At 73.5% G+C, this 26,792-nt stretch carries 23 protein-coding genes and 1 pseudogene; 8 read left to right on the top strand and 16 right to left on the bottom strand.

From position 1 onward, the window contains the following. From ABD52_RS22430 to ftsY, 5 genes are all read right to left on the bottom strand, one after another. Window positions 1–1,697: [protein-PII] uridylyltransferase (locus ABD52_RS22430; RefSeq protein ID WP_047893119.1), on the bottom strand; the 1,697-nt coding region annotated here is incomplete at its 3' end. 17 nt (window positions 1,698–1,714) lie between these two features. Continuing rightward, the gene (locus ABD52_RS22425) at window positions 1,715–2,053 is read right to left on the bottom strand and encodes a P-II family nitrogen regulator (RefSeq protein ID WP_013284578.1); all 339 of its coding nucleotides are present in this window, start codon (window positions 2,051–2,053) and stop codon (window positions 1,715–1,717) included. A 25-nt stretch (window positions 2,054–2,078) separates the two neighbouring features. Beyond that, window positions 2,079–3,434: an ammonium transporter gene (locus ABD52_RS22420; RefSeq protein WP_013284577.1), complete on the bottom strand. Its 1,356-nt coding sequence runs from the start codon at window positions 3,432–3,434 to the stop codon at window positions 2,079–2,081. A 166-nt stretch (window positions 3,435–3,600) separates the two neighbouring features. Beyond that, window positions 3,601–4,464: an aminoglycoside phosphotransferase family protein gene (locus ABD52_RS22415; RefSeq protein WP_174361701.1), complete on the bottom strand. Its 864-nt coding sequence runs from the start codon at window positions 4,462–4,464 to the stop codon at window positions 3,601–3,603. Window positions 4,465–4,472: 8 nt separating this feature from the next. Next, a complete protein-coding gene (gene ftsY, locus ABD52_RS22410; RefSeq protein WP_047893118.1) occupies window positions 4,473–5,663 on the bottom strand; it encodes a signal recognition particle-docking protein FtsY in 1,191 nt (396 codons plus the stop codon). Window positions 5,664–5,809: 146 nt separating this feature from the next. Between ftsY and ABD52_RS22405 the strand changes: the two genes are divergently transcribed. From ABD52_RS22405 to ABD52_RS37895, 5 genes and pseudogenes are all read left to right on the top strand, one after another. Then, a complete protein-coding gene (locus tag ABD52_RS22405) occupies window positions 5,810–7,522 on the top strand; it encodes an alkaline phosphatase D family protein (RefSeq protein ID WP_047893117.1) in 1,713 nt (570 codons plus the stop codon). A gap of 13 nt (window positions 7,523–7,535) precedes the next feature. Next, on the top strand, window positions 7,536–7,961 hold the full coding sequence (locus ABD52_RS22400) for a MarR family winged helix-turn-helix transcriptional regulator (protein WP_013284573.1): 426 nt from the start codon (window positions 7,536–7,538) through the stop codon (window positions 7,959–7,961). Window positions 7,962–8,071: 110 nt separating this feature from the next. Further along, window positions 8,072–9,661, top strand: coding sequence for an MDR family MFS transporter (locus ABD52_RS22395; protein WP_013284572.1), 1,590 nt, complete (start codon window positions 8,072–8,074; stop codon window positions 9,659–9,661). A gap of 2 nt (window positions 9,662–9,663) precedes the next feature. Then, window positions 9,664–10,209, top strand: coding sequence for a universal stress protein (locus tag ABD52_RS22390; protein ID WP_047893116.1), 546 nt, complete (start codon window positions 9,664–9,666; stop codon window positions 10,207–10,209). Between the two features lie 11 nt (window positions 10,210–10,220). Next, window positions 10,221–10,615 (top strand): annotated as a pseudogene (locus ABD52_RS37895) (DUF664 domain-containing protein). Here the strand turns inward: ABD52_RS37895 and ABD52_RS22380 are convergent. Further along, window positions 10,602–11,591, bottom strand: a complete 990-nt coding sequence (locus ABD52_RS22380; RefSeq protein ID WP_047893114.1) for a helix-turn-helix domain-containing protein — start codon at window positions 11,589–11,591, stop codon at window positions 10,602–10,604. The pseudogene ABD52_RS37895 and the gene ABD52_RS22380 sit on opposite strands and share 14 nt — an antisense overlap. Before the next feature lie 77 nt (window positions 11,592–11,668). Here ABD52_RS22380 and ABD52_RS22375 point away from each other — a divergent pair, with 77 nt between their 5' ends. After that, a complete protein-coding gene (locus ABD52_RS22375) occupies window positions 11,669–12,604 on the top strand; it encodes an SMP-30/gluconolactonase/LRE family protein (RefSeq protein WP_047893113.1) in 936 nt (311 codons plus the stop codon). 39 nt (window positions 12,605–12,643) lie between these two features. On the opposite strand, the gene ABD52_RS22370 is transcribed toward ABD52_RS22375, so the two are convergent. From ABD52_RS22370 to ABD52_RS22360, 3 genes are all read right to left on the bottom strand, one after another. Further along, on the bottom strand, window positions 12,644–13,264 hold the full coding sequence (locus tag ABD52_RS22370) for an HAD-IA family hydrolase (protein ID WP_013284568.1): 621 nt from the start codon (window positions 13,262–13,264) through the stop codon (window positions 12,644–12,646). Further along, on the bottom strand, window positions 13,261–16,860 hold the full coding sequence (gene smc / locus ABD52_RS22365; RefSeq protein WP_047893112.1) for a chromosome segregation protein SMC: 3,600 nt from the start codon (window positions 16,858–16,860) through the stop codon (window positions 13,261–13,263). Before smc ends, ABD52_RS22370 begins: the two co-directional genes overlap by 4 nt. A 315-nt stretch (window positions 16,861–17,175) precedes the next feature. Continuing rightward, window positions 17,176–17,370, bottom strand: a complete 195-nt coding sequence (locus tag ABD52_RS22360; protein WP_047893111.1) for a hypothetical protein — start codon at window positions 17,368–17,370, stop codon at window positions 17,176–17,178. Between the two features lie 372 nt (window positions 17,371–17,742). On the opposite strand from ABD52_RS22360, the gene ABD52_RS22355 reads away from it, so the two are divergent. Together ABD52_RS22355 and ABD52_RS22350 are read left to right on the top strand one after the other, a co-directional pair. Next, window positions 17,743–18,945 carry a CAP domain-containing protein gene (locus ABD52_RS22355; protein ID WP_047893110.1) on the top strand — a complete coding sequence of 401 codons (1,203 nt, stop codon included), beginning with the start codon at window positions 17,743–17,745 and terminating at the stop codon, window positions 18,943–18,945. A gap of 77 nt (window positions 18,946–19,022) precedes the next feature. Beyond that, on the top strand, window positions 19,023–19,892 hold the full coding sequence (locus tag ABD52_RS22350) for an endo alpha-1,4 polygalactosaminidase (protein ID WP_047893109.1): 870 nt from the start codon (window positions 19,023–19,025) through the stop codon (window positions 19,890–19,892). 249 nt (window positions 19,893–20,141) lie between these two features. On the opposite strand, the gene ABD52_RS22345 is transcribed toward ABD52_RS22350, so the two are convergent. The 7 genes from ABD52_RS22345 to ABD52_RS22315 all read right to left on the bottom strand — a co-directional run bounded on the left by ABD52_RS22345 (window position 20,142) and on the right by ABD52_RS22315 (window position 26,697). Beyond that, entirely contained in the window at window positions 20,142–22,355 is a 2,214-nt protein-coding gene (locus ABD52_RS22345) for an MMPL family transporter (protein WP_047893108.1), read from the bottom strand. A 239-nt stretch (window positions 22,356–22,594) separates the two neighbouring features. Further along, complete coding sequence (gene mutM / locus ABD52_RS22340; RefSeq protein ID WP_047893107.1) at window positions 22,595–23,452, bottom strand: bifunctional DNA-formamidopyrimidine glycosylase/DNA-(apurinic or apyrimidinic site) lyase; 858 nt, start codon at window positions 23,450–23,452, stop codon at window positions 22,595–22,597. Further along, window positions 23,445–24,245 (bottom strand): ribonuclease III, encoded by an 801-nt coding sequence (rnc, locus tag ABD52_RS22335; protein ID WP_047893106.1) that lies wholly within the window; start codon window positions 24,243–24,245, stop codon window positions 23,445–23,447. Before rnc ends, mutM begins: the two co-directional genes overlap by 8 nt. After that, window positions 24,242–25,201: a fatty acid synthesis plsX protein gene (locus ABD52_RS22330; RefSeq protein ID WP_030269999.1), complete on the bottom strand. Its 960-nt coding sequence runs from the start codon at window positions 25,199–25,201 to the stop codon at window positions 24,242–24,244. The genes rnc and ABD52_RS22330 overlap by 4 nt, the downstream gene beginning before the upstream one ends. A gap of 132 nt (window positions 25,202–25,333) precedes the next feature. Next, window positions 25,334–25,507, bottom strand: a complete 174-nt coding sequence (gene rpmF, locus ABD52_RS22325) for a 50S ribosomal protein L32 (RefSeq protein ID WP_013284559.1) — start codon at window positions 25,505–25,507, stop codon at window positions 25,334–25,336. A 5-nt stretch (window positions 25,508–25,512) separates the two neighbouring features. Further along, window positions 25,513–26,076: a DUF177 domain-containing protein gene (locus ABD52_RS22320; RefSeq protein WP_013284558.1), complete on the bottom strand. Its 564-nt coding sequence runs from the start codon at window positions 26,074–26,076 to the stop codon at window positions 25,513–25,515. 123 nt (window positions 26,077–26,199) lie between these two features. Continuing rightward, the gene (locus tag ABD52_RS22315) at window positions 26,200–26,697 is read right to left on the bottom strand and encodes a hypothetical protein (protein WP_013284557.1); all 498 of its coding nucleotides are present in this window, start codon (window positions 26,695–26,697) and stop codon (window positions 26,200–26,202) included. Window positions 26,698–26,792: the final 95 nt, after the last annotated feature.

The following is a 26,792-nucleotide window of genomic DNA, read 5'->3' as shown; positions in this document are numbered from 1 at the left end:
AGCCGGGCGGGCACCACACCGGTGTCCAGCGTGGTGCGCACCCGGCTCACCAGTTCGGCGATCAGCCGGCCCTTCCAGCCGGACCAGGCGGCCGGGCCGGTGGCGTCGGCGTCGGCGCGGACCAGGGCGTGCAGCAGTTCCAGCGTGCCGGTGTCGCCGACGCGCTCGGCGACGCCGGCGACGGTCTTCGGATCGGACAGGTCGCGCCGGGTGGCCACGTCGGGCAGCAGCAGGTGCAGCCGGACCAGCGTGCCGATCAGCGCCGCCTCGGCCGGCGGCAGCCCGATCCGGGTGGCGACCGCCTCGGCCGGCGGCGCGCCGACCACCGAGTGGTCCCCGTCCAGCCCTTTTCCGATGTCGTGCAGGAACGCGCCGAGCAGCAGCAAATCAGGTCGTTCCACGTCGCGGGTGTGCCGGCTCGCCTCGTACGCGGTCTGCACCAGGTGCCGGTCGAGCGTGAACCGGTGCACCGGGTTGTGCTGGGGCAGGCTGCGCATCCGGGTCCACTCGGGCAGCCAGCGGTCGATCAGCCCGTACCTGTCGCAGGTCTCCCAGGCGGGCACCAGGCCGGGACCGGCGCCGAGCAGGGTGATCAGCGCGGCGCGGGCCGCCGGTGGCCAGGGCGCCGGCAGCGGCGGACAGTACGCGGCCAGCCACTCGCAGGTGGCCCGCGCGATCGGCAGCCGGGTGGTGGCGGCAGCGGCGGCCACGCGCAGCGACAGGCTCGGGTCGGGGCGGGCCCCGATGGCGGTACGGGCGAGCACCAGTTCGCCGTCCTGCTCCACCACGTCCCGGGCGACCGGGCGGCGCAGCGGCCGGCCCGGCGCGGCGCGGTGCCGGCCGGAGCGGAGCCGGTCGGCGGCCCGCCAGGCGTCGTCGAGGGCGTGGCTCACCGTGCGGGCGTCGCCGGCCACCAGCCGCAGCAGCGCGTCGCCGTCCTCGGCGCCGAGCAGGCGCGCCACGCCGTCGCGTTCCTGGGCGACCAGGCGGTCGACCCGGCGGCCCACCTGCTGGTGCAGCGCGTCGCGGGTGTCCAGCAGCCGCCGGTGTGCCGCGTGCACGGCGGGGCGGAGCGCGTCGGTGACCCCGGCGGTGGCGATGGCGCGCAGGATGCCCACGTCGCGCAGCCCGCCGGACGCCTCCTTGAGGTCGCCTTCGAGCAGGAACGCCAGTTCGCCGTGCGCCTCCCAGCGGGCGGAGGTGATCTCGCGCAGGCCGGGGAGCTGGCGGATCGCGGTCCGCCGCCAGTGGTCGGTGGCGGTACGGGAGAGCTGGTCGGTGAGCGCCGGGTCGCCCGCCACGTGCCGGGCGTCGAGCAGGCCGAGGGCGACCTTGACGTCGTCCTGGGCCACCGACAGCGCCTCGGCGACGGTGCGCACCGAGTGGTCCAGCCGCAGTCCGGCGTCCCAGATCGGATACCAGAGCGAGGCGGCCAGCTCGTCGATGCCGGGCACCCCGGCGTGCAGCAGCACCAGGTCGAGGTCGCCGTAGGGGGCGCACTGGCGGCGGCCCAGCCCGCCCACAGCGACGAGCGCCACCCCGTCCCGGTCCGGGAAGGCCCGGCACAGCCAGGCGTCGAGCGCGTCGGCCCGCGCGGACCGGGCCGCCGCGCCGATCCCTGCAGGTACGCCGGCGACCTCGTTGACCACCGGCGCGCCGTCCCCGGTGGGGGCGGCGGCCGTGGTCAACGAGGTCACGTCGGCGGGTCCGGCGATCAGAGGGCGTCGAGCCCGCGCTCGCCGGTACGCACCCGGACGACCTCCTCGACGCCGGTCACCCAGACCTTGCCGTCGCCGATCTTGCCGGTCCGGGCGGCGCCGACGATCGCGTCCACGATCTTGTCGACGTCCATCTCGTCGGTGAGCACCTCGACCCGGATCTTGGGCAGGAACTCGACCGTGTACTCGGCACCCCGGTAGACCTCGGTGTGCCCCTTCTGCCGGCCGTAGCCCTGGACCTCGCTGACGGTCAGCCCGGCCACGCCGAGCGCGTGCAGAGCCTCCTTCACCGCGTCCAGCTGGTACGGCTTGATGACCGCGGTCACCAGCTTCATGTCCAACCCCTCCATCCCAGGAACGTTAACCGGCGACCTTCTCGCTGACCGGCGCGGACTCGTCGGTCTCGACAGCGGGTTCCGCGGCCGGCTTGCCGGCGCCGATCCCGGCCATCGCGAACGCGCCACCGCTGCTGCCCGTGGTGGGCGACAGGTCGTAGCCGCTCTCCGCGTGCTCAGCGATGTCGATGCCGTCGACCTCGGCCTCGGCGGAGACCCGCAGGCCGATCGTCTTGTCGATCACGAAGCCCAGAGCGAAGGCGACCACGAAGGAGTAGACGCTGACGATCAGCGCGCTGATCGCCTGCTTGCCGAGCAGCGACGCGTCGCCGCCGACGAACAGGCCGTCGGTCTCCACCAGCGAGCTGACCGAGGCGGTGCCGAACAGGCCGATCCAGAGGCAGCCGATCCAGCCGCCGACGAAGTGCACGCCCACCACGTCGAGCGAGTCGTCGTAGCCGAGCCGGTACTTCAGGCCGACCGCGAGGGCGCAGACCGCACCGGCCACCACGCCCAGCAGCACCGCTGCGGCCGGGGTGATGAACGCACAGGCCGGGGTGATCGCGACCAGGCCGGCGATGGCGCCGGACGAGGCGCCGACCAGGGTCGGCTTGCCGTCGCGCAGCCACTCCACCACGATCCAGCCGAGCAGCGCGGCGGCGGTGGCGACCTGGGTGTTGATGAACGCCAGCGCGGTGACCCCGTCGGCGGTCAGCTCGGAACCGGCGTTGAAGCCGAACCAGCCGAACCACAGCAGCGCGGCGCCGAGGGCGACCATCGGGACGTTGTGCGGCTTCATGCTCTCGCGCGGCCAGCCGACCCGCTTGCCGAGCACGAGCACCAGCGCGAGCGCCGCCGCACCGGCGTTGATGTGCACAGCGGTACCACCGGCGAAGTCCAGCGCGCCGATGTCGCCGCCGATCAACCCGCCGCCCCAGACCATGTGGGCGACCGGGAAGTAGACCAGGGTCGCCCAGCCGAACGCGAACAGCAGCCAGCCGGCGAACTTCACCCGGTCGGACAGCGCGCCGCTGATCAGCGCCACGGTGATGATCGCGAACATCATCTGGAAGGCGATGAAGACGTAGATCGGGATGCCGGTCTCGCCCCACAGGTCGTTCTCGCCGACGAAGGTCTTGGTGCCCAGGTACTGGCCCAGGTCACCCCAGAACCTGCCGCCCTCGCCGAAGGCGACGGTGAAGCCGTAGAAAAGCCACAGGATGCTGACGAGCCCGATGGACGAGAAGCTCATCATCATCATGTTCAGAACGCCCTTGGACCGGTTCAGGCCGCCGTAGAACAGCGCGAGACCGGGGGTCATGAGCAGCACGAGGGCAGTCGAGACAAGCAACCAGGCAGTGTTCCCGGTGTCGATCTCCACGCTGCCTCCTCTCGTTGTCGTATTCCTCCCTCCGACTGAGACCTGGCAGCATCGCCCGTCAGCCGGTTGCGCGGAAGCTTTGTCGCCGGCTGTTTCCTTCAGCGACACCGCGCGATTTCCGACGCGTGACGGGTTGTTTCCGGCGTGTGAAGAACGCCGATCTTGCTCAGCGCAGCGCGTACTCCAGCTGGTGCCGCTCGTAGTCGAGCAGCCGCAGGTCACGCATAGGCCGACGCAGGTGGCCCTTGTGGACGATCCGGACGAACGCCGGCTCACCGGCGGCGGCCATCCGCCGGATGCCCTCGACGTGGTCGACGATGCGCTTGCGGATGGTCCGGATGAGCCGGTGCCGGTCGCGCGGGATCAGCCCGTACGCGTCGGCGAACAGCCGCAGCCGGCGCGGCCGGTCCGGGTGCTTCCAGCCGAGCGTGATCGAGTCCCGGTCGGAGAAGATCGGCACCCAGGTCCAGGCGGCGTACGCCACGTCGTAGATGCGGGCGCCGGGCGAGGCGAGGTCGAAGTCGATCAACCCGAGCGTGCCGTCCGGCCGCCAGATCACGTTGTGCGGCGCGGCGTCGTGGTGGCAGATGACCTCGGTGTCCGGCGGGGGCGGCCCGAACGAGCGCCAGACCGCGCCGGGCGGCGGGGTGAAGCCGTACTGCGCGTCGTGGAACATCCGCAGCATGGTGGCCACCGTGACCAGGGCCTCGTCGGTGACCCAGTGCGGGGCCAGCGGGTACTCCCCGCACTCCCCCTCCAGGTACGACAGGACCTCCCGGTTGCGCTCGTCCATGCCGAGCGCCCGGGGCGCGCCGGTGAATCCGACGTACTCCAGGTGGCGCAGCAGCGCGTGCACGGAGGGCGTCCACGGGCCGGCGTTGCGCCGGACCGTGTCTCCCACACGGACCACGGTGCTCACGTTCCCGCCGTGCAGCGGGATCTCCTGCGAAGTCACGTACGGTCTCCCGAGGCGTGGCGACGGGTGGCTGGGGTCGCGCCACCCCGCGTAGGCGCGATCGTCAGTCGTCACGGGAGAGGCTACGCGTCCCGGGCGAGCGGCTCGGTGCCGAGCAACGCGTCGACGAACTGTGCCGGGTCGAACGGGGCCAGGTCGTCCTTGCCCTCGCCGAGGCCGACGAGCTTGACCGGGATGCCGAGCTTGCGCTGCACGGCGATCACGATGCCGCCCTTGGCGGTGCCGTCGAGCTTGGTCAGCACCACGCCGGTGACGTTGACCGCCTCGGTGAAGACCCGTGCCTGCTCCAGCCCGTTCTGGCCGGTGGTGGCGTCGAGGATCAGCAGCGTCTCGTCGATCGGGCCGTGCTTCTCCACGACCCGCTTGACCTTGCCCAGCTCGTCCATCAGGCCGATCTTGTTCTGAAGCCGGCCGGCGGTGTCGATGAGCACGGTGTCGACGCCGGTGTCGATGCCGCGCTTGACCGCGTCGAACGCGACGCTGGCCGGGTCGGCGGCCTCGGGCCCGCGGACCGTCTCGGCGCCCACCCGGCCGCCCCAGGTCTCCAGCTGGTCGGCGGCGGCGGCCCGGAAAGTGTCGGCCGCGCCGAGCAGCACGCTGCGGCCGTCCGCGACGAGCACCCGGGCGATCTTGCCGCAGGTGGTGGTCTTGCCGGCGCCGTTGACGCCCACCACGAGCACCACCGCCGGGACGCCCTCCTTCGGCGCGGTGCGCAGCGAGCGGTCCAGGCCCGGGTCGAGCGCGTTCACCAGCTCGGCGGCGAGCAGCGCCCGCAGCTCCTCCCCGGTACGGGTGCCGAGCACGCGGGTCCGCTCGCGCAGCCGGTCGACGATCTCCCGGGTGGCGTCGATGCCGACGTCGGCGGTGATCAGGCTGTCCTCGATCTCCTCCCAGGTGTCCTCGTCCAGCCGGTCGCGGCTGAGCAGGCCGAGCAGGCCCTTGCCGAAGACGTTCTGCGAGCGGGACAGCCGGGAGCGCAGCCGGACCAGCCGGCCGGCGGTGGGCTCCGGCACCTCGACCTGCGGCACCTCGACCGGAGGGGCCGGCGGCACCTCCACCACCACACCGGTGGTGAGTTCCGCCTCGGGGGCCTCGACCGGCGGGCCGGCCAGGTCCTCCTCCGTCCGGGTGTCGACCTCCGTGCGCGGCAGCGGCGGCTGCGGGCGCCGGCGCAGCCGGGGCACCACGAGGCTCAGGCCGCCGATGATCAGCACGCCGAGCAGGGCGAGAGCGACGAGGAGGTATTCCGTCATGCCCGAAATCCTGTCAGATGCCGACGACCGCGTCCCACTCACCGCCTCGGCACGCGAACAACCTGCGGGTACGCTCGCACCGGAAGGCGTACCGCAACCGCCGGCCGGGTAGGGAACAGCCGAAACGATCTTGTCGGAGGTGTGTCGTGCCCGGTTCCCGCCTGCTCATCGGCCCGTTGCTGCGCCGGGTCGTCGACACGCGGGCGACCGTCTGGGTGGAGACCAGTTCGCCCGCCGTGGTCACCGTCCGCACCGCGGACGGCGCCACCGGCAGTGCACCCACCTTCTCCGCGTACGACCACCACTACGCGATCGTGGTGGTGACCGGGCTCACCCCGGACAGCGTCACGACCTACGAGGTGCTGATCGACGACGAGGTGGCGTGGCCGCTGCCCGACTCGTCGTTCCCGCCCAGCGTGATCCGGACCCGCGCGCTCGACGACGCGGACCAGCCGGTGCGGCTGCTGTTCGGCTCCTGCCGGGAGACCACCCAGCACTCCACCGCGCGGAAGCTGCCGCCGGACGCGCTCGACGCGTACGCCCGGCGGGTGATGGCCGCGCCCGACGACGCCGCGCTGCCCGACCTGCTGGTGCTGCTCGGCGACCAGGTGTACGCGGACGAGACCTCGCCGACGGTGCGGCGGCTGCTCAAGCGGCGCCGGCGGCGGCCGAAGGACGCCCCGGCGACGCAGGTGGTCAGCTTCGACGAGTACACCAAGCTCTACCTGGAGTCGTGGCGCGACCCGGAGATCCGCTGGCTGTTCTCCACCGTGCCGAGCGTGATGATCTTCGACGACCACGAGGTGATCGACGACTGGAACACCTCGCAGTCGTGGCGCGCGGACATGCGCGAGCAGCCGTGGTGGGCCGAGCGGATCCGCAGCGGCCTCGCCTCCTACTGGGTCTATCAGCACCTGGGCAACCTGAGCCCGGACGAGATCGCCGCCGATCCGGTGTACGCGAAGGTGATGGCCGCCGAGGACGCCACGAGCGTGCTGCACGAGTTCGGCGAGCGGGTCGACAAGGAGGCCGACCTGGCGCACGACACCGAGCGCTGGCGGGCCGTGCAGTACCAGTGGAGCTACGCGCTGGACCTGGGCCGTACCCGCCTGGTCATGCTGGACAACCGGTCCAGCCGGGTGCTCCAGCCGGGCAACCGGGCGATGCTGCCGCCGGGCGAGTGGTCGTGGTTCCTCGACCAGGCGCACGGCACCTACGACCACCTGGTGGTGGGCAGCTCGCTGCCGTGGCTGCTGCCGCCGGGCATCCACCACGTCGAGGCGTGGAACGAGCGCCTGGCCGACTCCGGCCGCCCCTGGGTGGCCCGGCTCTCCGAGCAGATCCGCCGGGCGCTGGACCTGGAGCACTGGGGGGCGTTCCGGCGCTCGTTCGAGGCGCTGGGCGAGCTGTTCGCGCGGCTGGGCAGCGGCACCGCGCCGCGCACCGGGGCACGGGTGGGCGCCGGGCCGGCGTACGCGCGACCGGCGTCGATCAGCGTGCTCTCCGGTGACGTGCACCACTCGTACGTGGCCCGGGCCCGGTTCGCCGACCGTAACGTCCGTACGCCCGTGCACCAGCTCACCTGTTCGCCGATCCACAACCAGGTGCCGGCCGCGATGCGCCCGCTGATGACGCTGGGCTGGAATCCCGGCCCGGCCGGGGCGACCCGGGCGCTGGCGCGCTCGGCCGGCGTACGCCGCCCGCCGGTGCGCTGGCGGAAGCTGGCCGGGCCCTACTTCGGGAACGCGGTGGCCACGCTCACGCACCAGGGCCGCAGGGCCGCCGTGGTGATCGAGGGGACGACGAGAGAGGGCGAGCTGCGGCCGGTGGCGCGACAGCAACTCAGCGACGAGGACTGAGTACCCTCTGAGCGTGGACGAGACGCTGCGCGCCGTGGAGCACGAGTTGACCGCGTTGCTGCGCCGCGGCCGGGCGCTGTCCTGGGAGATCGCCCGCGAGGTCCACCCGAACCTGGAGCCCAACGCGTACGGCCTGCTGCTCTGGCTGCGCCGCTCCGGCTCGATCCGGCTCACCGACCTGGCCGCGAAGCTGGGGATCGGCAAGGGCACGCTGAGCCGCCAGATCGGCGGGCTGGAGGCGCTGGGTCTGGTCCGCCGCGACCCGGACCCGACCGATCGGCGGGCGGCCCAGCTCAGCCTCACCGAGGAGGGCACCCGGCGGTTCGACGCGGCCCGGGCGGCGCGACTCGGACAGATAAGGCGTTCGCTCGAAAGCTGGCCGAAAGAGGACGTGGCGGACCTCGCCCGGCTGATGCACCGCTTCAACGAGTCGTTCTGAGCCCGCGGGCAGGGGGAACAATCCGCGCCCGGCCCGAGTTGTTGCTCAAGGCAACGGCTTCTACGGTTGCCCGAGGCAACCTTTCTCCCCCGCTCCGGAGGCACTCCACGATGACTCAGGCGACTGCGCCCGCACGGGCGACCGCCGTCGACATGTCCCACCGGCAGATCCTGGAGGCGCTCTCCGGCCTGCTGCTGGGCATGTTCGTCGCGATCCTCTCCTCCACGGTCGTCTCCAACGCGCTGCCGCGGATCATCACCGACCTGCGCGGCGGTCAGTCCGCGTACACCTGGGTGGTCACCTCGACGCTGCTGGCGACCACCGCGACCACGCCCATCTGGGGCAAGCTCTCCGACCTGTTCAGCAAGAAGCTGCTGGTCCAGCTCTCCCTGGTGGTCTTCGTGCTGGGCTCGGTGCTCGCCGGGCAGGCCCAGACCACCGGCGAGCTGATCGCCTGCCGGGTGGTGCAGGGCGTCGGCGCGGGCGGCCTCACCGCCCTCGCCCAGGTGATCATGGCGACGATGATCGCGCCGCGCGAGCGCGGCCGGTACAGCGGCTACCTCGGCGCGGTCATGGCCGTCGGCACCATCGGCGGCCCGCTCATCGGCGGCGTCATCGTGGACACCTCCTGGCTCGGCTGGCGCTGGTGCTTCTACGTCGGCGTGCCGTTCGCCGTGCTCGCCCTGATCGTGCTCCAGCGGACGCTGCGGCTACCAGTGGTCAAGCGCGAGGTGAAGATCGACTGGTGGGGCGCCACGCTCATCACCGCCGCCGTCTCGCTGCTGCTGGTCTGGATCACCCTGGCCGGTGACCGGTACGACTGGATCTCCTGGCAGAGCGGTGTGATGGTGGCCGGCGCGGCGCTGCTCGGCGCGCTCGCGGCCCGGGTCGAGAAGCGTGCCGCCGACCCGATGATCCCGCCGCACCTGTTCCGCAACCGCACCATCACGCTCGCCGTGATCGCCAGCATCGCGGTCGGCGTCGGCATGTTCGGCGCCTCGGTGTTCCTCGGGCAGTACTTCCAGATCAGCCGCGGCGCCAGCCCGACCATGTCCGGCCTGATGACGCTGCCCATGATCGGCGGCCTGCTGGTCTCCTCGACAGTGGTCGGCCGGATCATCACCAGCACCGGCCGCTGGAAGAGCTGGCTGGTCATCGGCTCGGTGCTGCTCACCGCCGGCTTCGCGCTGATGGGCACCATGCGCGCCGACACCCCGTACTGGCACCTCGCCGTCTTCATGGCGCTGATCGGCCTCGGCGTCGGCATGTCCATGCAGAACCTGGTCCTGGCCGTGCAGAACACGGTCCGCCCGGACGAGCTCGGCGCGGCCAGCTCGGTGGTGGCGTTCTTCCGCAGCCTCGGCGGCGCGATCGGCGTGAGCGCGCTCGGCGCGGTGCTCGGCCACCGGGTCACCGGCTACATGGCCGACGGCCTGAGCCGCCTCGGCATCCCGGCCTCCGGGCCGGGCGGCGGCGGTCTGCCGGACGTGCACACGCTCCCCGGCCCGATCCGCACAGTGGTCGAGGCCGCGTACGGGCACGCCGCAGGTGACATCTTCCTGGCCGCCGCCCCGTTCGGGCTGCTCGCCCTCGTCGCGGTGGTCCTCATCCGCGAGGTGCCGCTGCGCCGCTCCAACGCCGAGCCGGTCCCCGCCGGGCGGGAGACGGCCGAGGCGGTCCCCGCCGGAACGAAGGACTGACGATGGACGCCGCGGAGCGCGAGCGGTACGGCCCGCGGACCCGTCCGCTCCCCTACGAACGGGGTACGGACGGGCCACGGGTGGTGCTCGTCGGCGTGGACGGCAGCCGCACCTCGATGCGCGCCGCCGCGTACGCCGCCGGATTGGCCCGGCGGCAGGGCGCCACGCTGGTGGCGGTGTTCGTCAGCTCGCCGGCCTCGTACAGCGCGATGCTCTCCGGCGTGGTGGCCGGCGCGGTCCAGCAGACCCACGACGAGCTGGCCGACGAGCTGCGTGCCGAGTGCCGGCGCGGGGCCGAGGAACTGGACCTGCCGGTGACGTTCCTGTGCCGGCGCGGCGACGCCTACACCGAGCTGTGCCGGGCCGCCGACGAGCACCGGGCCGACATGGTGGTGGTCGGCTCCTCGGAGCAGGCCGGGCACAAGCTGGTCGGCTCGGTCGCCACCCGGCTCGTGCGCACCGGCCGCTGGCCGGTCGTCGTGGTCCCCTCAGGGTGTAAGGAAGGGCCCCCTGTTAACGCCTCGCGTTGTACAGGGGGCCCTTATTAACATCGGCGCCCATGACCTGGACCGCACCCGAGATCGACCGCCGCCACGAGCCCTACGTCGCCGACGAGCGCACCATGCTCGAAGGCTGGCTCGACCACCACCGCGACACCCTGGTGCACCCGGCCTCTACGACGACCAGGAAGACCCGGACGCCGACCTGAACGCGGTCGCCGACGCCGACCCGGAGCAGACCTTCGCCACCTACCTCGCCGAGGTCGCCGCCGCCCGGCAGGCCGCCGCCCTCTCCCTGGATCAGACCTTCCGGCGCCCCCGCCGGGACGGCACCGCCGAGACTCGGACGATGAGCGTCCGCTGGGTCTACATGCACATGATCGAGGAGTACGCCCGGCACAACGGCCACGCCGACCTGATCCGCGAGCGTATCGACGGCGTCACCGGGGCCTGACCCCTGCCGGGCCGCCCGCCCACAGCACCTGCTCGCCCAGCGGGGTGAGGCAGTGCCGCACCCCCGCGCCGTCCCGCCGCGTGGTGATCAACCCGGCGGCCCGCAGGGTCGCCGCGTGCTCGCTGGCGGTGGCCGCGGAGACGCCGACCCGGCGGGCCAGCTGGGAGGTGCCGGGAGCGTCGGCGGTCGCCGCCAGCACGGCCGCCCGGGTCCGCCCGAGCAGATCGGCCAGTGGCGCCCCGGCCCCCAGCTCACGCCGCCCCGGCCGGATCGGGTAGACCAGCACCAGCGGGCCGCCCGGGTCCGCCAGCAGGTAGGGCTGCGGGGCGAGATGACAGGGCAGCAGGGTCAGGCCCCGGCCGCCCGCGGCCACCTCGACGTCGTCGGCGACCGCGCACCGGTAGGACAGCGCGTAGTGCTCCCCCGTCTCGGCCCAGGCCAGGTACGGGCTGAGATCGCGCAACACCCGGTCGAGGCCGCCGGCCGCCAGCGTGTGGCCGCGTACCGCCCGGTCGGCCCGTACCGCGCCCTCGATCTCCGACCAGTAGGGCGCGAGCGCCACGCCGTGGAAGGCGCGCATCGCGGCCCGCAGCCGGGCCCGGGCGGCGGGCTCCCCGGCGGCCAGCGGCGCCACCCGGGCGGGCAGCGCGCCGGACGCCACCAGCGGGCCCAGCTCGGCGGCGAGCACCTCGTCCGGGGTGCCGGCGACCCGGTCCAGCAGGGCGTCGAGGCCGCCGTCGAACACCGGCGGGGTCACCAGGTCCGGCACCAGGTACGGCGTCCGGCACAGGTCCAGGTAGGAACGCATCTCGGGGCGCAACGCCGCCCGGGTCCGGGTCCGCCACCCGGCGAGGTGCTCCGGCACGTCGGCCAGGACCAGCCGCTGGGCGGCCATCGCCAGCTCGACCAGCACCGCCGGTTCGGACCGCAGGACGGTGCGGCTCAGGTCGGCGGCGTTGAGTCGCAGGGTGGTCACCGGCGAACGGTAGCCACCTTTCGGCCCGTGCCGAAAGGGGCTTCCGGGCGGGCCGGCGCCGCCGGACGCTGCGTGGCGTGAAGACACTCCCCGCGGCGGCCGCCGCGGTCCTGACGGCGGTGACCGTCGGCGTACCCCGGCCCGCCCCCACCGACGTCCGTCCCGACACCTACGTCGTCTCCCGCGCGCCCGGCGTGCTGCCCGAAGGGCTCGCGGTAACCGCCAGCGGCACGATGTACGTCACGAGTTCGGCCACCGGCGCGGTCTACCGGGGCGACACCCGCCGGGCCGGGCTGCGTCCGTTCCTCGCCCCCGGCGCCGACGGCCGGACCAGCGCCGCCGGGGTCCGGGTGGACCGCCGGGGCCGCGTCCTCGTCGCCGGCTGGACCACCGGCACGCTCTTCGTGTACGCGCCGGACGGCGCCCTGCTGGCCCGCCGCGCCGCCGCACCCGGCGCGGCCCTCAACGACCTGGCGGTCACCGAAGACGCCGTCTACGTCACGGACTCCGCCACCGGCACCGTGTGGCGGGCCGGGCTCACCGGCGGGCGCGTCGGCGCCCTGGTCCCCTGGGTGGGTCCGGACGACTTCCCGGCCGTCCCGGTCTTCCTCAACGGCATCGTGGTCGACCCGTCGGGCCGGGTCGCCCTCGTCGCGGAGCAGGGCGGCGAGCGCCTGTTCCGGGTCGACCTCGCCGACCGGTCCGTGACCGAGGTCGAGGTGAGCGGTGGCCGGATGGGCGCGGACGGCCTGCTGCTGGAGGGGGACCGGCTCTACGGCGTGGTCAACGAACCGGACGGCGCCGGCGGCACCCGGTTCCTGGTGAACCTGGCCCGGCTCGACCAGGAACTACGTACCGCCCAGGTGGTCGACCGGTCCCGCCCGGTCGGCATCCAGCGGTCGCCCACCTCGGTGGCGCGCGACGCCGGCCGACTGCTCTGGGTGGACAGCCAGCTCTTCGCGACCACGCCCGCCCCGCCGTTCACGGTCACCGAGGTGCCGGGCCTGCGGTGAGCGGCGCACGAGCCGGGCGGGACACGGGGCCCGTCCGGCTCAGTACGCCAGCGCCGCGCGCAGGTACCGCAGGTCGGCCGGGCCGCTCCAGCGGTGCGCGGACAGACCAGCCACCCGGGCGCCGGCCACCGCGCGGTCCTCGTCGTCGACGAACAGCACCCGCCCCGGCGGCGTCTCCAGCGCCTCGCAGGCGGCCTGGAAGTACTCCTTCGCCGGCTTGTGCACCCCGACGACCGAGGAGTTGACGATCACGTCCAGCTCCCCGGTCAGGCCCAGCGCGGCCAGGTCGGCGTCGAGCAGGTCGGTCGCGTTGGTGCCCAGCCCCACCCGTACGCCGGCGGCCCGCACCTCGCGGACGAACGCCAGCACGTCCGGGTCGACCTCGCCGCGGTAGCTCTGCCACTGGTCCACCGCCGCCCGGGCCCGCTCCGGGTCGCCGATCGTCGGGGTCAGCGCGTCGGCCACGCTCGCCATCCACTTCGCGTGGCTGACCTGGCCGGTGAGCACCGGCTGGAGCAGCCCCCAGGACATCGCGATCTCACCGAGGACGCCCTCGGGCAGCCCGTACTCCCGCTCGACACCGGCGGCCACCGCCGGATCCCAGCGGCGCAGCACGCCGTCGAAGTCCACCAGGAGCGCCGTGGCGCGTTCCCGACTCACTCGTCTGTCACCTGTTCCTCGTCGTCGGCCCGGTTAAGCCGCTGGCTGATCACCTGGGTCACACCGGCGCGCATTGTCACTCCGTAGAGCGCATCGGCGATCTCCATGGTCCGCTTCTGGTGCGTGATCACGATGAGCTGGCTCTTCTCCCGCAACTGCGCCAGCAGTGTGATCAGGCGGCCCAGGTTCACGTCGTCGAGCGCCGCCTCCACCTCGTCCATGATGTAGAACGGGCTGGGCCGGGCGCGGAAGATCGCCACGAGCATCGCCACCGCGGTCAGCGACCGCTCCCCGCCGGAGAGCAGCGAGAGCCGCTTGATCTTCTTGCCCGGCGGGCGGGCCTCGACCTCGACACCGGTGGTGAGCAGGTCCTCCGGGTCGGTGAGCACGAGCCGGCCCTCGCCGCCGGGGAACAGCACGGTGAAGACCTGCTCGAACTCCCGTGCGGTGTCTTCGAACGCGCTGGCGAAGACCTCCAGGATCCGGTCGTCCACGTCCTTGACCACGGTGAGCAGGTCACGCCGGGTCGCCTTGAGGTCCTCCAGCTGCTCGGAGAGGAACTTGAAGCGCTCCTCCAGCGCCGCGAACTCCTCCAGCGCGAGCGGGTTCACCTTGCCCAGCAGGGCCAGCTCCCGCTCCGCCTTGGCGGCCCGCTTCTCCTGCACCGGCCGCTCGTAGCGGACCGGCTCGGGCACCGGCCGGCCCTCCTTCTCGGCGAGCGCCACGTCCGCGTCGGTGGGCGGGACCAGCCGGTCCGGGCCGTACTCGGCGACGAGCGTGGGCACGTCCAGCCCGAAGTCCTCGGCGGCCTTGGCCTCCAGCTGCTCGATGCGCATCCGCTGCTCGGCGCGGGCCACCTCGTCGCGGTGCACCTGGCTGGTGAGCCGTTCCAGCTCGGCGGCGAGGCGCTTGGCCGCGCCGCGTACCTCGGACAGCTCGGCCTCGCGGGCGGCGCGCTCGCGGGCGACGGCGTCGCGGTGCTCCTCGGCCCGGGCGATGGAGACGGTGAGCCGGGTGAGCGCCTCCCGGGCGCCGCCGACCACGGCGCGGGCGATCTGGGCGCCGCGGGTGCGGGCCGCGCGCCGGGCCGCGGCGCGCTCCCGCGCCGCCCGTTCGGCGGTGGCCTGCCGGGCCAGCGAGTCGGCCCGCCCGGCGATCGAGGCCACCCGCTCCTCGGCGGTACGCACCGCGAGCCGGACCTCCATCTCGTTCTGCCGTGCCTGCGGCACCATGGCGGCGAGCTGGTCGCGCTCCTCGGTGGAGGGTTCGGCGTCGAGCGGGGTGGCCTCGGCCAGCCGCAGCCGTTCCTCCAGCTCGGCGAGCGCCGCGAGGTCCCGCTCCCGGGCCGCCTCGGCGCGTGCCCGGGACTCGCCGAGCCGGTCGGTCTCCGCCTTGGCCGAGCGGGCGGCGGCGCCCAGTTCGGCGAGGCGGCGCGCGGCGGCGTTGCGGTGGCTCTCCGCCTCCCGCTTGGCGGCGGCGGCGTGCTGCACCGCCTCCTTGGCGGCGGCCACCTCGGCGCGCGCCTCGGCGAGCTGTTCGCGCAGCTCCGCGGCGGTGCGTTCGGCGGTGGCCCGGTTGGCCCGCGCCTCCTCGACGGCGGCCTGCACCTCGATGAAGCTGGGCGCCTTGGCCGACCCGCCCGCCGCCGCGTACGCCCCGACCACGTCGCCGTCGGGCGTGACAGCGCGCAGCTCCGGATTCGCGGCGACGAGCGCGGACGCGGCGGCCAGGTCGTTGACGAGCGCCACGTCGCGCAACGCCCGGTGCACGGCCGGGCGGATCGCGGGCGAGCACTCCACCAGGTCGGGGGCCCAGCGGGCGCCCTCGGGCAGCTTCGGGCGCAACGCGTCGGCGGGCCCGTCCATGCCCGGCCCGGCGGGGCTGCCGACCAGCAGCCCGGCCCGGCCGGCGTCGGAGATCTTGAGCAGCCGCATCGCCTCGACCGCTTCGTCCACACCGCTGACCGCCACCGCGTCGGCCAGGCCGCCCAGCGCGGCGGCGAGCGCCGCCTCGTCACCGGGGGCGACGGTGAGCAGCCCGGCGAGGCTGCCGAGCAGCCCCGGCACCTGGTCGGCGCGGGCCAGCAGCTCCCCTGCGCCGTCCTTGCGGCGCAGCCCCATGGCGAGCGCCTCCTCGCGGGCCTTCCAGGTGGCGGCGTCCTTCTCGGCGGCGCGCTCCCCGTCGGCCAGGCTGCGCACCGCCGCCTGGGCCCGCTCGTGGACGGCCACCGCCTCGTCGTGCCGGGCGTCCAGGTCGGCGTTGTCCCGGTCCGCTTCGGTCGACTGCTCGGCGACCGCGTCCAGGTCCGCCTGCGCCTTCTCGGCGCGGCCCATCGCGTCGGTGTGCGCGGCGGCGAGCCGTTCGATCTCCTCGCCGGCGCTCGTGGTCCGCGCCCGGGCGGAGTTGACCTGGCCGGTCAGGCGGGCCAGCCCCTCCCGCCGGTCGGCGATCGCCTTGGCCGCAGCGACCAGTTCCCGTTCGGCGGCGGCGAGCTGCCGTTCCAGCTCCTGGCGGTGCTCGACCGCCTCGGCCAGCCGGATCTGGTCCTCGGTGAGCGCCGCGCGCAGTTCCTCCTCCTGCTCGCGGACCCGCCGCGACTCCGCCTCCAGCTGCTCGGGGTCGCGCCCGGGGCGCTCGTCGTCGCCGGCGGCGCTGAGGTGACGCAGCCGCTCCCGGGCCAGTTGCTCGATCGAGCGGAACCGCTCCTGGAGCGCGGAGAGGCGGTACCAGGTGTCCTGCGCCGCGGCGAGCAGCGGCGCGTCCTCGGCCAGCGCCGCCTCCAGCTCGCCGAGGCGGCCCTGCACCTCGCCGTGCTCGGCCTCGATCAGCTCGCGCCGTTCGCGCAGCGCGGTCTCGTCGGCGATCTCCTTGTCCAGTGTGGTCCGCAGCGTGTGCAGGTCGTCGGCGAGCAGCCGCAGCCGGGCGTCGCGCAGGTTGGCCTGGATGCCGGCGGCGCGGCGGGCCACCTCGGCCTGCCGGCCCAGCGGCTTGAGCTGGCGGCGCAGCTCGGCGGTGAGGTCGGTCAGGCGGTTGAGGTTGGTCTGCATCGCGTCGAGCTTCCGCAGCGCCTTCTCCTTGCGCTTGCGGTGCTTGAGGACGCCCGCCGCCTCCTCGATGAACGCCCGCCGGTCCTCCGGCTTGGCGTGCAGCATGCCGTCGAGCCGGCCCTGCCCGACGATGATGTGCATCTCGCGGCCGATGCCCGAGTCGGACAGCAGCTCCTGGATGTCGAGCAGGCGGCAGGAGTCGCCGTTGATCTCGTACTCGCTCTCGCCGGAGCGGAACATCCGGCGGGTGATGGAGACCTCGGTGTACTCGATCGGCAGCGCGCCGTCGGTGTTGTCGATGGTGAGGGTGACCTCGGCCCGGCCCAGCGGCGCCCGTCCGGCGGTGCCGGCGAAGATGACGTCCTCCATCTTGCCGCCGCGCAGCGCCTTGGCGCCCTGCTCGCCGAGCACCCAGGCGATGGCGTCGACGACGTTGGACTTGCCGGAGCCGTTCGGGCCCACCACGCAGGTGATCCCGGGCTCCAGCTTCAACGTCGTGGCGGAGGCGAAGGATTTGAAGCCCTTCACCGTCAGGCTCTTGAGATGCACCTTCTCGATCCTCGTCCGGTGGCCGCCGTACCGTCGCCGGCTGCGCGGACCTGGTGAACCCGCAGACTAACCCGGGACCGGGGCGCCGCCGCCACGCGACCCACCCGCCGGACCGGCTGTCCGCTTTCCGCCCGGCGGTCGCGGGCGGAACGGAAATGCATGATCACAATTACCGGGCGCAATTCCGGGCGGTTCCGCAAGATCGAGAATTGCGACGCCGGCGACGATAAGGGGTCCGCACATGGCTGCGCGCCGGCACTTGAGTGTCGGCGCGCTTTTCGGTGTGGTGCGATTCAGTTTTCCGACAACTGGAGATCAGGTCAGTGCGGGCTCGGCCAGACAGAGGAGGTCATCGGCCTCCGCCGCTGCCGCCGCAAGCCGATCGTTGTCGGCGCGCAGACGCGTGATCTCGAACTCCAGTGCCTGAACCCTGGCACGCAGTCGGGTGACCTCGTCGAGCAGACGCCGGTCGGGCGCTGCACTTACGTGGCCGTAGAGGGCCTTCGCCATGCTGACTCCTTGATGTGCGCTGCCGGAAAGGCCGGCCAACGCGCGCCCATGATGTTCGCGGCTGCCATTCCCACTGCATCGGGGCATGGCTGGGCGCGACTGGCGACACCTACATATTGAGCCGAAACCCCCTCCTTCGTCAAGTTGACCAAGGCCGTAGATCATCTCCACGTCGGCCGGTCCACTCGCCGGGGGGCTGCCACAAGGCGCGGACACGCTCTGTCCGGACGCCTTTACTGTACGCCGGAAATGTGTGAACGACTCATCCTTGCCGCCGGCTTCGCCTTAACTCTTTCTTAGCCACGTTGCCGCAGCTCGGAGTGCGCCCGTAGCGTCACCCCGGCCCGCAACCGACCCGTGGAGGGGACAGGCGTGTACCGCTGGAACGACCCGATCGAACCGGAGGGCGCCCGCCGGCGTCCCGAGCCGCCGACCGACGAGGGTCCGGCGTGGCTCAGCGACCGGCCCGAGCCGCGGTCGTCGTACCTGTTCGGGGACGAAGCGCAGCAGCGGCCCGCCGGTCACGGCGTCGAGCCGGCCGCCGGGGGCTTCCGCCCCGAGAGCGCACCCCCGGCCTACGGACCCGCCGGCTCGTACCCGCCGGCCCGGGACAGGTGGAACGGCGAGGAGCAGCCGACCGACGCGTGGCACGGCCAGGAGCCCGCGTGGCGGGGCCACGAGCAGCCCGCGGCGTGGCAGGGCCAGGACCAGCCCACCGCCTGGCCGGGGCACGAGCAGCCGGCCGCTGGCTGGGAACAGCCCACCGCGACCTGGCGGCCGGCGACCGACACCCCGGCCGACGACCGGCAGCGCCCGAAGCGGCGCCTGTCCCGGCCACTCGTGATCGGCGGGGCCGCCGCCGCGGCGACGCTCGTGGTGAGCCTCGGCGTGGGCGCCGTCCTGCTGCCCGGCGACGACCAGGGCACGAAGCGCACCTCCGCAGACGCGCCGGTGGCCGCCGCGCCGCAGGCGCCCGACGGGACCGATGAGGCGCCCGCCGACACGCTCGCGCCCGAGTCGGCGAGCCCGTCCGCCGTACCGACCACCGTCGCGCCGAGCCCGACGAAGAAGTCCACCCCGAAGCCGAGCCGCAGCACCGCCCCGTCGCGGCAGCAGGAGCGCAGCAGCGCCCCGAGCAGCGGCACGTCGGGCGGCGGCGCCACGAGCACCAAGGCCACCGCCACGACCGGGCTCAGCGCCGAACTCCAGAAGGTCGTCACGATCGTGAACCAGGAGCGGGCGAAGGCCGGCTGCAAGGCGCTCACGGTCAACGCCAAGCTGAACCTGGCCGCCCAGCGGCACAGCCAGGACCAGGCCAACCACAAGAAGATGGACCACACGGGCAGCGACGGCAGCCAGCCCTGGGACCGGGTCAAGGCCGCCGGCTACAGCTACCGCATGGTGGGCGAGAACGTGGCCTGGAACTACCAGACCCCGGCGGCGGTCATGGAGGGCTGGATGAACTCCGAAGGCCACCGGAAGAACATCCTCAACTGCTCGTACACCCAGATCGGGGTGGGCGTGGCGCGCAGCAACGGGCCGTACTGGACGCAGGTCTTCGCCACCCCGAGCTGACCGCGCGTCGTGACCGGCCCGGCGTTCGTTGACCGGTCGGGGGCGGCGTCGGGCCGCCCGCGTCCGGGGAGCTGTCGATGCGGATCCGGCCGGTGTGGGCCGTGCCGCGCTCCCGGCCGGCCCACGTCCGCCGACGTGGCCCGCGCCGGGGCGTGGCGCTCGCGCTGACCGCGCTGCTGCTCGCCCCGGTGCCGGCCTGCCGCCGGCCGATCACGCCGCCCGGCGCGCCCACGCCCTGGCCGGCCGCGCAGGCCGACCGCTGGCGGTGGCAGTGGCAGCTCACCACCCCGGTGGACGTCACAGCCGACGCCGACGTCTTCCTCCTCGACCCGGTGGCGACCACCTCGGCCGAGACCGCCGAGCTGCGCGAGCAGAGCCGCCGGCTGGTCTGCCACGTCCGGGTCGGCACGTACGCCGCCGACGACCCGGACGCCACCCGCTTCCCCGCCGCCGTACGCGGCGCGGCGGTGCCGGGGCGGCCGGGGAGCCGTTTCCTGGACGTACGGGGCTGGGACGCGCTCGCGCCGGTGCTGGCCGACCGGTTCCGGCTGTGCCGGGGCAAGGGCTTCGGCGCGGTGGCGCTCGCCGACGCGGACGGCTACCGGCACCGCTCCGGCTTCCCGCTGGACTTCGACGACCAGTTGCTGTTCAACCGCCGGCTGGCCGGGCTGGCCCGCAAGCTGGACCTCTCCCCCGGCCTGGTCGACGACGTGCCGCAGGTGGCCGCGCTGGCCCCCGACTTCGACTTCGCGGTCAACCAGGAGTGCGTACGCCGCCGCGAGTGCGCGAAGCTGCTGCCGTTCGTCGACGCCGGCAAGCCGGTCTTCCACGTCGAGTACACCGGCGAGCCGGCGGACTTCTGCGTCACCTCGGTCGGCTACGGCTTCGCCTCGATCCGCAAGGACCGCCAGCTGGACGCCTGGCGGGAGCCGTGCACGCTGCCGTGACAACCCCGCCGCCCCGCTCGCCGGGGAGCGGGGCGCCGATGACGATCATCCGGTACGAAAGCTGCCAACACTCTCCGTCACCCTCAGCGGCGAACAGATGCACGGAAGGCGGTATACCTGAGAGTCATACTTATGACTCTCAGGTATACCGCACGAACACGAATGCCTTCTCAGCGGCCGGCACGAGCCGGAACTGATGTCAAGCTGTTCGGCACTTCCGGTTGGGCGCCGGGGCGGGTCCGCTCGGGCTCAGCGGGCGCCGACCAGCTCCGGCGCCGGGGCGGGCGGCGGCTCGACCGCCGGGGCGGGCGTACGGCGGCGCATGAACCTCGGCGCCCACCAGTTCGCGTCACCCAGCAGCGTCATCACCGAGGGCAGCACGACCGCGCGGATGATCGTGGCGTCCAGCAGGATCGCCGCCGCCAGACCGATGCCGAGCTGCTTGAAGTCGATCATGCTGAGCGTGGCGAAGATGGAGAACACCGCCACCATCACCACCGCCGCACTGGTCACCACCCCGGCCGACGAGGTGATCCCGTGCGCCACCGCCTCCCGGGTCGGCATCCCCCGGTCGACCGCCTCGCGGATCCGGCTGACCACGAAGACGTGGTAGTCCATCGACAGTCCGAACAGCACCACGAACAGGAACAGCGGCAGCCAGGTGACGATCGCGTCCATCGAGGTGAAGCCGAGCAGCCCCTCCGCCCAGGTGCTCTGGAAGACCAGCACCAGCAGCCCGTACGCGGCGCCGGCGGAGAGCAGGTTCAGCACGATCGAGGTCAGCGCCACCACCATCGACCGGAACGTCCACGCCATCACCAGGAACGTCAGCGCCAGCACGAACGCCGCGACGATCGGCAGCTTCGCCCAGATGTGGGCGGCGTAGTCCTCGCTGGCGGCCACGCCGCCGCCGACCGCGTACTCCACGCCCGGGATGCCGCCGAGCGTGGCCGGGACCAGGTCCTCGCGCAGCTCGTGCAGCGACCGGGACGCCTCGTCGGAGCGGCTGGCGTGCGGCGTGGCCACCTCCAGCACCGACACCCGCCGGTCCGCCGACACCTGGATCTCCGGGCCGTCCCCCTCGGCCGGCGCGAAGAGCGGGTCGGCGGCGGTACGGCCGGCCAGGTCGGTGAGCGCGGCCCGCACCCGGTCGGCCTGCTCGGCGGGTGCCCGCACGGCGACCGTGTGGCTGGTGCCGTTGCTCGGGAAGGCCGCGGTGAGCCGGTCGTACGCCTGCATGGCCGCCGTGGTGCGCGGCACGTCCTCCGGGCCGGGGAACTTCAGCTTCATGCCGAGCGCGGGCGCGGCGAGCGCGAGCAGCAGCGCGACCGAGATCAGCAGCGTGGCCACCGGCGCGCGCAGCGCCGGCTTGAGCACCGCCGGCCAGAACCGGGGCCGGGCCGGCTGCCCGTCGCGCGGAGCGGTGAGGCGCCACAGCAGCGGCACCCGCGGCCGGTCCACCCAGCGGCCCAGCTTCGCCAGCAGCGCCGGCAGCACTGTGAGCGAGCCGATCACGGCGACCGCGACCACCAGGATCGAGCCGACCGCCAGCGAGGAGAAGATCGCGTCCTGGGCGAGCAGCAGACCGCCCATCGAGATGATCACAGCGGTGCCGGAGACCACCACGGCGTGCCCGGAGGTCTCCGCCGCGATCTCCACCGCGTCCAGTCCGGATCGGCCCTTCGCCCGTTCCTCCCGTTCCCGCCGCACGTAGAACAGCGAGTAGTCAACGCCGACCGCCATGCCGATCAGCAGGATGACGCTGGCGGTGGTGTCGGTGGCCGGCACCAGGTGCGAGGCGAGTGTGGAGAGGCCCATCGCGGCGGCCACCGAGGAGAGCGCCAGCAGCACCGGCACCCCGGCGGCGATCAGCGCGCCGAACGCGATGATCAGGATGGCCAGCGTCACCGGCAGGCTGAGCAGCTCGGCGCGCTTGAAGTCCTTGCCGAGCGTGTCGTCGAGCGCCTTGTCGATCGACGGGCCGCCGACCTGCTCCACCCGTAGCTGCGGGTGCGCGTCCTGCACCTTCGCGGTGGTGTCCCGCAGCGGCTGCACCCGGTCACCGGCGGTGCCCGGGTCGCCCGACATGGTGATCGGCACCAGCAGCGCGCTGCCGTCGCGCGACGGCATCGGCGTACCGATCGAGGCCACGCCGTCGACCTGCCGCAGCCGGTCCGCCGCGTCCTGCGCGGCGGCCTTCGCCGCGGCCTGGTCGAGCGAGCCCGAGCGGGCGGTGATCAGCACGTTCTCGGTCGCCGGCCGGTCGAACCCGCCACTGTCGACGATCAGCTGTGCCTGTCCGAACTCGCCGATCGCCTGATCCTCGTCGGTCGCCTCGTTCAGCCCGGCGGCGCTGCCGCCCACGAAACACACCGCCACGAAGACCACCCACAACGCGATCGCGCGCCACGGATGCTCCGCACTCCACCGTGCCAGCCGCACGGTCACCGGTCGCCTGCCCATGTCCCGGGTTCCACCCTCCTGATGCCGGCCCTGTGCCGACCCCAGATGACGCTAGGCAGCAGGCGGGGCCCCGACATCGGGGAACGGCCCCCGCTCGTCCCCGATCCGGCGGACGAGGTCCGCGCGGCCGGAACCGGCCGCGCGGACCGGGCGGAAAAGGGCATCTCCGGGTACGCTCCGGCGCGTCTCCGGGGACCGTCGGGCGAAGCACACCGGCGCAACCCCGAACCGGCTCGGGGTCATCCCCGGAGGGTGCCCCGGGGCCGCGGCTGGCATCGCGGGCAGCTGTAGGAGGACCGGTTCATGAACGCCTCGCGCCGGATCGGCGCACCGCAGCGCGGGCAGGGCTCCCCCTCCCGGCCGTACGCGTTGAGTGACCGGTCGAAGTAGCCGCTCTCGCCGTTGACGTTGACGTACAGCTCGTCGAAGCTGGTGCCGCCCTGCTTGATCGCCTCGGCGAGCACGTCCCGGACGTGCCCGAGCAGCCGCAGCGCGGCCGGACGGGTGAGCGCGTCGGCCGGGCGGGTGCCGTGCAGCTTCGCCCGCCACAGTGCCTCGTCGGCGTAGATGTTGCCCACCCCGGAGATCAGCGTCTGGTCGAGCAGCGCCCGTTTGATCTCCGTATGCTTGCGCCGCAGCGCCGTTACGAACGCCTCGTCGGAGAACTCCGGGTCCATCGGATCGCGGGCGATGTGGGCGATCTCGGCGGGCAACTCCGCCCCACCGGCCGACACGGACAGCCCGCCGAACGTGCGCTGGTCGACGAAGCGCAGCTCCGGCCCGTCGTCGGCGAACCGGAACCGGACGCGCAGGTGCAGTTCGTCGGCCGCGCCGACCGGCTGCAACAGCAGCTGGCCGGACATGCCGAGGTGCCCGATCACCGCATCGCCGCTGTCCAGCGGCAGCCAGAGGTACTTGCCCCGGCGCTGCACGCCGGTGACCGTCCGGCCGGCGAGCACGTCGGCGAAGTGCGCGCCACCGGGCGCGTGCCGGCGTACGGCGCGGGGGTGGCGTACCTCGACGGCGGCGATCCGCCGGCCGATCACCCACTGGGCGAGTCCCACCCGGACGGTCTCGACCTCGGGCAGCTCAGGCACGGCCCGCGCCCGCCTCGACGTCCGTGGCGTCGTCCTGGACCTGCGGGCTCGTCTCCGCCTGGGACTGCGCCGCCGCCGCCTCGGCCTGCTCGGTGAGCGTCCGCCAGGCCGACTCGGCCGCGCGCTGCTCGGCCTCCTTCTTGCTGCGTCCCTCCGCGCCGCCGTAGCGGTTGCCGGCCACCACCACCCACGCGGTGAACGTCTTGAGGTGATCCGGCCCGGTGCCCTCGATCCGGTACTCGGGCACGCCGAGCCCGAGCGCGGCGGTCAGCTCCTGGAGGCTGGTCTTCCAGTCCAGCGCCGCGCCCCGGCCCGCCGACTCGGCCATCAGCGGGTCGAACAGCCGGTGGATGACGATGGCGGCGGTGTCCAGGCCGTACTGGAGATAGATCGCGCCCAGCAGCGCCTCCAGCGTGTCGGCCAGGATGCTCGCCTTGTCCCGTCCGCCGGTGGCCTCTTCACCCTTGCCGAGCAGCAGGTACGCGCCCAGCCCGTCCGGGCCGAGACCACGCGCCACGTCGGCGAGCGCCCGCATGTTGACCACGCTGGCGCGCAACTTCGCCAGCTGCCCCTCGGGCAGGTCGGGGTGGTTGTGGAACAGCGCTGTGGTGATCACCACGCCGAGGACCGAGTCGCCCAGGAACTCCAGCCGCTCGTTCGTGGGCAGGCCGCCGTTCTCGTACGCGTACGAGCGGTGGGTCAGCGCGCGCTCCAGCAGTTCCGGGTCGAGCGACACCCCGAAGGCCGCCTCCAGGTGGCCGACGGGAGCACGCCGCCGCTTGTCGTTGGTCATGGTGCTACCTCGGTGTCGTGTCGGTCAGGTGCGAGATCGTGCGGGATGTCGGCGAGCAGGGCGCGGACCGTTCCGGCGGCGTCGCGGCGCCACAGGTGGGCCGCGAGCGCGATACCGGAGGCGACGTCCTCGGAGCCGGCCGCGCCGTGGCACACCACCACGGTGCCGCCCACCCCGAGCAGCGCGGCGGCACGTGGGGCGCCGCCGCGTGACGGTGGGCCGCCGGCCATGGCGTACGCGCCCTCGATGGCCTTCAGCAGGACGTTTCCGGTGAAGCCGTCGGTCACCACGACGTCGGCGCGGGTGCCGAGCGAGATGTCGTACCCCTCGACCAGGCCGACGTAGCGGCCGTCGCAAGGCAGCGGCGCGGCGGCGAGCGCGGGCGCGGCTACGCGGCGCAGCCGGTCGCCCTTGCCGGTCTCCAGGCCGACGGAGAGCAGCCCGACGCGGGGTGCGGTGACGGCGTGGGCCACCGACGCGTAGGCGGCGCCGAGGAGGGCGTGCCGGGCCAGCGTGGCCGGGCCGGGTTCGAGCGTGCCGCCGACGTCGAGCAGCACCACCGGCCCCTCGACGGCGGGCAGCGTGGCGGCGAGCGCCGGGCGGCGGATCCCGGTCCAGCGGCCGAGGCCGAGCGCGGCGGCGGTGACTGTGGCACCGGTCGAGCCGGCGGAGACGACCGCGTCGGCGAGCCCGTCGCGGACCGCCTGCACGGCGGTGCGTACCGTGCTCTCGCCGCGGGCGGCGGTGGGATGGTCGGCCATGCCGACGGCGGTCCGCACCGGGCGGACCGTGACCCGTGCGCGCTGAGCCGGGTCGAGCGCACCGATCAGCTCGTCGGCCACCTCGATCGGGCCGACGAGCATCAGGTGCAGGGCGGGATCCGTGCGTACCGCTCGCAGAGCGCCGTCAACCACGACGGCGGGAGCATCGTCCCCGCCGAGGAGGTCGACGGCGATCCGCGCGGTGCCCGGCTCCGACGGTCCGCCGGCCGTGAGCCGGTCGGCGGTGGCGGGAGCCGGGGCACCGGGCGAGAGCCTTGGTGCGCGCGTCACCCGACCGGTGGTCGGGGACGTCACTCGGCGGCCGGGTCAGACCTCGAGGACCTGACGGCCGTTGTAGGTGCCGCAGACGGAGCAGGCGGTGTGCGGCAGCTTGGCCGACTTGCACTGCGGGCAGGCCACGGTCGCCACCGCCGAGGCCTTCCAGTTCGCCCGGCGGGCGCGGGTGTTGCTGCGCGACATCTTGCGCTTGGGGACGGCCACGGTTCTTACTCCTCTGTACGGGTCAGTTGCGTCAGGCTCGCCCAACGCGGGTCGACCTGCTGATGGCTGTGGTCGGCCGGCAGATCGTCCCAGTGCACCCCACACTCGGGGCACAGCCCTGGGCAGTCCTCCCGGCAGAGCGGGTTGGTCGGCAGCGCCAGCACCACCGCGTCCCGCAACGCCGGCTCCAGGTCGATCAGATCGCCCTGCATCCGGCCCACCTCGTCGGTGTCGGTCGTGTCGTCCGTGGCGCTGTTCTCGTACGCGTACAGCTCCTGGATCGTCACGGCCAACGAGTCGTCGATCTCGCGCAGGCAGCGGCCGCACTCGCCCTTGACGGGACCGGTGACGGTCCCGGAGACGAGCACGCCCTCGGACACCGACTCCAACCTCAGGTCGAGGTCGAGGTCCGCGCCCTCCGGCACACTGATCAACTCCACGCCGAGGTCCGCCGGTGCCGGCACGACCCGCTTGTGCGTACGCAACGCGCCAGGTCGGCGCGGCAGTTCCCTCGTGTCGAGAACCAGCGGCGACCTGGGGTCGAGTGTGCTTGGCGAGTGTTTGGGCATAGTCAGACTCCGGCCGTTGAGAGGCCGACAAAGAAGGTTACCTGCCAGGTGGGCGGACCGTCGAACCGGGGCTCACCTCCGGCTCGACGGCAGCCGGCTGTCGGCGACCGGCCTGCGCGCCGCTCAGAAGGGTAGCGGGCGGTCCGGCTCGTCCCCGGCGAAGGTGCCGATCTCGCGCAGCGCGTGCATCTTGTCCCGGCCGCGCTCTATCGAGGCCAGCGCCCGGGTGAGGAACTGCTCGAAGTTCGCCAGCGCGGTGTCGACGTAGTCGTCCACCTCCTCGCGGAGGCGCTGCGCCTCGGCCCGCGCCTCGGCGATGATCCGGGCGCCCTCGTGCTCGGCCGAGACGGTGATCTCGTTGACCGAGACCAGCCGGGCGTGTTCCGCCTCACCCTCGCTGATGATCCGGTCGGCCTCGCGCTTGCCGGCCTCCATGATCTTGTCCCGCTCCTCCAGCAGCGCGGCGGCCCGGCGCAGGTCCGCGGGAAGCTCCGCGCGCAGCTCGTCGAGCGTGGCGATCATCTCGCCCCGGTCGACCATGCAGTTGTTGCGCGACATCGGGACGGAGCGGGCCTGCTCCACCATGGCGATGAGTTCGTCGATGCGATCGAGCGGGTCCACCGGTACCTCACTCCTGTCTTCGTCGGCCGCCCTCCATCATGCGGCCTACGCCCCGTCTCGGCGCTGCAGACATCATGTCGCGCCCGGGCCACAAG

This window comes from Micromonospora sp. RV43 (assembly GCF_001029515.1).
Taxonomy (GTDB): domain Bacteria; phylum Actinomycetota; class Actinomycetes; order Mycobacteriales; family Micromonosporaceae; genus Micromonospora; species Micromonospora aurantiaca.
This window is presented reverse-complemented; position numbering and strand designations above follow the sequence as displayed.

Excerpts from the sequence above, each read along its gene's own strand:
- ABD52_RS22390 (WP_047893116.1), top strand. The coding sequence starts at position 9,664 with ATGGACGCCGCGGAGCGCGAGCGGTACGGCCCGCGGACCCGTCCGCTC.
- ABD52_RS22360 (WP_047893111.1), bottom strand. The coding sequence starts at position 17,370 with ATGGCGAAGGCCCTCTACGGCCACGTAAGTGCAGCGCCCGACCGGCGT.
- ftsY (WP_047893118.1), bottom strand. The coding sequence starts at position 5,663 with ATGACGGAATACCTCCTCGTCGCTCTCGCCCTGCTCGGCGTGCTGATC.
- ABD52_RS22425 (WP_013284578.1), bottom strand. The coding sequence starts at position 2,053 with ATGAAGCTGGTGACCGCGGTCATCAAGCCGTACCAGCTGGACGCGGTG.
- rnc (WP_047893106.1), bottom strand. The coding sequence starts at position 24,245 with ATGACCAACGACAAGCGGCGGCGTGCTCCCGTCGGCCACCTGGAGGCG.
- ABD52_RS22350 (WP_047893109.1), top strand. The coding sequence starts at position 19,023 with ATGCGGATCCGGCCGGTGTGGGCCGTGCCGCGCTCCCGGCCGGCCCAC.
- ABD52_RS22395 (WP_013284572.1), top strand. The coding sequence starts at position 8,072 with ATGACTCAGGCGACTGCGCCCGCACGGGCGACCGCCGTCGACATGTCC.
- ABD52_RS22345 (WP_047893108.1), bottom strand. The coding sequence starts at position 22,355 with ATGGGCAGGCGACCGGTGACCGTGCGGCTGGCACGGTGGAGTGCGGAG.
- ABD52_RS22320 (WP_013284558.1), bottom strand. The coding sequence starts at position 26,076 with ATGCCCAAACACTCGCCAAGCACACTCGACCCCAGGTCGCCGCTGGTT.